The organism is Pseudomonas sp. CJQ_9, from assembly GCF_043106615.1.
Lineage (GTDB): Bacteria > Pseudomonadota > Gammaproteobacteria > Pseudomonadales > Pseudomonadaceae > Aquipseudomonas > Aquipseudomonas juntendi.
This window is the reverse complement of the sequence record NZ_JBICMS010000050.1, coordinates 1-4,602: the sequence shown is the minus strand read 5'-3', so window position 1 is coordinate 4,602 and position 4,602 is coordinate 1. Positions and strand designations below refer to the sequence as shown.

Here is a 4,602-nt window from a genome sequence, read left to right as displayed (position 1 = left end):
TCGCCCGCTGCGAAGGTCAGGGTGGCACCAGTGCTCAGGGTCACGGTGAACGGCTTGTCGAGCGCCTTGTTCAGGGTGACGGTGAAGGTAGGCTCTGTGGCTTCGTTGACCGAGACCTGGTCGGCCACGATGGTGACTTTGACCAAGTCACCTTCGTTATTGCCACCTGGATTGCCTGGAGTGCCAGGCTCGTCAGTCACGGAGGTGCTGACGGTATCTTTGCCCAGATTCAGTTGCTCGAACTGATCGGCGCCAGCACCTTCGACCTTGGTCAGACCTTGAGTGATGGTCACTGGGTCGTTTACATAAACGTTATCTGGCGCAGTGACGGTAACCGAACCGGTGGCCTCGCCTGCCTTGACGGTCACGGTGGTGCCGTCAGTCAGGGTGAAGGTCAGGCCCTTGTGGTTGGTCACTGGCAGGCTTGGATCAGCACTGACCAAGGTCACGGTGTAAGTGATCTGGCCGCCTTCGGCCACTGTGGTGTTATCCACAGTGAGCTGGGCAGTAACCGGGCTCTGAGTATCGGTGACCGCCACAGTTGCAGGCTGACCGATCTGCAGGTTTTCCAGCTGCTCGCCGACCACTTCTGCCCTGGTGATGCTGACAGTGATCTTGCCTTCATCCTTGAACACGTCATCGCCCTGCGCCGGAGCGGCATAGGACTTAGTGGTCTCGCCTGCCGCGAAGGTCAGGGTCGCACCGGTGCTCAGGGTTACGGTGAACGGCTTGTCCAAAGCCTTGTTCAGGGTGACGGTGAAGGTCGGCTCAGTGGCTTCGTTGACCGAAACTTGATCGGCCACGATGGTGACCTTGACCAGATCGCCTTCGTTATTGCCACCTGGATTGCCTGGAGTGCCAGGCTCATCGGTGACTACTGTGCTGACAGTATCTTTGCCCAGATTCAGTTGCTCGAACTGATCGGCGCCAGCACCTTCGACCTTGGTCAGACCTTGAGTGATGGTCACTGGGTCGTTTACATAAACGTTATCTGGCGCAGTGACGGTAACCGAACCAGTGGCCTCGCCTGCTTTAACGGTCACAGTGGTCCCGTCAGTCAGCGTGAAGGTCAGGCCCTTGTGGTTGGTCACTGGCAAGCTTGGGTCAGCGCTGACCAGAGTCACGGTGTAGGTGATCTTGCCGCCTTCAGCGACGGTAGTGTTGTCTACCGACAGTTCAGCAGTAACCGGGCTCTGCGTATCGGTGACCGCCACGGTTGCGGGCTGGCCGATCTGCAGGTTTTCCAGCTGCTCACCGACCACTTCCGCTTTGGTGATGCTGACGGTGATCTTGCCTTCGTCCTTGAACACGTCATCGCCCTGCGCCGGAGCGGCGTAGGACTTGGTGGTCTCGCCCGCTGCGAAGGTCAGGGTGGCACCGGTGCTCAGGGTTACGGTGAACGGCTTGTCGAGCGCCTTGTTCAAAGTAACGGTGAAGGTCGGCTCAGTAGCCTCATTCACAGACACTTGATCGGCAGCGATGGTGACCTTGACCAAGTCGCCTTCGTTGTTGCCGCCTGGGTTACCCGGAGTGCCAGGCTCATCGGTGACTACTGTGCTGACAGTATCTTTGCCCAGATTCAGTTGCTCGAACTGATCAGCGCCAGCACCTTCGACCTTGGTCAGGCCTTGGGTAATGGTCACCGGATCGTTGACATAGACGTTGTCTGGCGCAGTGACAGTGGTGGTGCCGACCGATTCACCGGCTTTGACCGTGACGATGGTGCCATCGGTCAGGGTGAAGGTCAGACCCTTGTGGTTGGTCACTGGCAGGCTTGGATCAGCGCTGACCAGGGTCACGGTGTAGGTGATCTTGCCGCCTTCGGCCACAGTGGTGTTATCCACAGTGAGCTGAGCAGTCACTGGGCTCTGCGTATCGGTCACAGCTACGGACGCAGGCTGGCCGATCTGCAGATTTTCCAGTTGCTCACCGACCACTTCGGCCTTGGTGATGCTGACAGTGATCTTGCCTTCATCCTTGAACACGTCATCGCCCTGCGCCGGAGCGGCGTAGGACTTCGTGGTCTCGCCTGCCGCGAAGGTCAGGGTGGCACCGGTGCTCAGGGTCACGGTGAACGGCTTGTCGAGCGCCTTGTTCAAGGTAACGGTGAAGGTTGGCTCAGTCGCCTCATTCACGGACAGCTGATCCGCAGCGATGGTGACCTTGACCAAGTCGCCTTCGTTATTGCCACCTGGGTTACCCGGAGTACCCGGCTCATCGGTAACTACTGTGCTGACAGTATCTTTGCCCAGGTTCAGTTGTTCGAACTGATCGGCGCCGGCGCCTTCGACTTTGGTCAGGCCTTGGGTAATGGTCACCGGATCGTTGACGTAGACGTTGTCTGGCGCAGTGACGGTAACCGAGCCGGTAGCCTCGCCTGCCTTGACAGTCACAGTGGTGCCGTCAGTCAGGGTGAAGGTCAGACCCTTGTGGTTGGTCACTGGCAGGCTTGGATCAGCACTGACCAAGGTCACGGTGTAAGTGATCTGGCCGCCTTCGGCCACTGTGGTGTTATCCACAGTGAGCTGGGCAGTAACCGGGCTCTGAGTATCGGTGACCGCAACGGTAGCAGGCTCGCCGATTTGCAGGTTTTCCAACTGCTCGCCAACCACTTCCGCCTTGGTGATGCTGACGGTGATCTTGCCTTCGTCCTTGAACACGTCATCGCCCTGCGCCGGTGCGGCGTAGGACTTGGTGGTCTCGCCGGCCGCAAAGGTCAGGGTGGCACCGGTGCTCAGGGTCACGGTGAACGGCTTATCCAAAGCCTTGTTCAGGGTGACGGTGAAGGTCGGCTCAGTGGCTTCATTCACGGACAGCTGATCGGCAGCGATGGTGACCTTGACCAAGTCACCTTCGTTGTTGCCGCCTGGGTTACCCGGAGTACCCGGCTCGTCAGTCACGGAGGTGCTGACAGTATCTTTGCCCAGGTTCAGTTGTTCGAACTGATCGGCGCCAGCGCCTTCGACCTTGGTCAGACCTTGGGTGATAGTGACTGGATCGTTGACGTAGACGTTGTCTGGCGCGGTGACGGTAACCGAACCGGTGGCCTCGCCTGCTTTAACGGTCACAGTGGTCCCGTCTGTCAGCGTGAAGGTCAGACCTTTGTGGTTGGTTACTGGCAAGCTTGGATCAGCGCTTACCAGAGTCACGGTGTAGGTGATCTTGCCGCCTTCAGCGACGGTAGTGTTGTCTACCGACAGTTCTGCAGTAACCGGGCTCTGCGTATCGGTCACAGCTACGGACGCAGGCTGACCGATCTGCAGGTTTTCCAGCTGCTCGCCGACCACTTCCGCCTTGGTGATGCTGACGGTGATCTTGCCCTCGTCTTTGAACACGTCATCGCCCTGCGCCGGAGCGGCGTAGGACTTGGTGGTCTCGCCGGCCGCGAAGGTCAGGGTCGCACCGGTGCTCAGGGTTACGGTGAACGGCTTATCCAAAGCCTTATTCAGGGTGACGGTGAAGGTTGGTTCGGTTGCTTCGTTGACCGAAACTTGATCGGCCACGATGCTGACTTTGACCAAGTCACCTTCGTTGTTGCCGCCCGGGTTACCCGGAGTGCCTGGCTCATCGGTGACTACTGTGCTGACGGTATCTTTGCCCAGATTCAGTTGTTCGAACTGATCAGCGCCAGCGCCTTCAACCTTGGTCAGGCCTTGGGTAATGGTCACCGGATCGTTGACGTAGACGTTGTCTGGAGCGGTGACGGTAACCGAACCGGTGGCCTCGCCTGCTTTAACGGTCACAGTGGTCCCGTCTGTCAGCGTGAAGGTCAGACCCTTGTGGTTGGTTACTGGCAGGCTCGGATCTGCGCTGACCAGAGTCACGGTGTAGGTGATCTTGCCGCCTTCGGCCACAGTGGTGTTATCCACAGTGAGCTGGGCAGTAACCGGGCTCTGCGTATCGGTGACCGCCACAGTAGCAGGCTGGCCGATCTGCAGATTTTCCAGCTGCTCGCCGACCACTTCCGCCTTGGTGATGCTGACGGTGATCTTGCCCTCGTCCTTGAACACGTCATCGCCCTGCGCCGGAGCGGCATAGGACTTGGTGGTTTCACCGGCCGCGAAGGTCAGGGTGGCACCGGTGCTCAAAGTCACGGTGAATGGCTTGTCGAGCGCCTGGTTCAGGGTAACGGTGAAGGTCGGCGCAGTAGCCTCATTCACAGACAGCTGATCGGCAGCGATGCTGACCTTGACCAAGTTGCCTTGGCCAGACGGCTCGTCAGTAACCTGAGTTTGAACCTCGGCCTTGTCCAGGGTCAGTTGCTCGAACTTCCACGCATCCTGGCCGCTGACCGAATCAATGGCGTTGACCACTGGCGCGTTGGTGCCGACGTAGACGTTGTCCGGCGCGATAACCGTGGCCGAACCGGTGGTGCTGTTGGCCGCCACGACAATGTTGGTGCCGTCGGTCAGCTTGAAGTACAGCTCCGCGTGGTTGTTGATCGGCAGACCATCTTTGTTGGTCAGCGTGATGGTGTAGGTAATCTCGCCGCCTTCGGCCACCGATGGGGTAGCGGTCAGTTTGGCGACCACTTCATCGATGGTGTCGGTGACTTTTACCGAAGCGTCGCCACCCAGTTGCAGGTTCTCGAACGCTGCACCG

Annotated in this window: 1 protein-coding gene; it reads right to left on the bottom strand. The window is 59.0% G+C overall.

Annotation, left to right across the window (positions count from 1 at the left end):
* Positions 1 to 4,602 (bottom strand): immunoglobulin-like domain-containing protein (locus tag ACF8SD_RS08900; protein ID WP_392546465.1); only part of this gene is annotated, 4,602 nt, incomplete at both ends.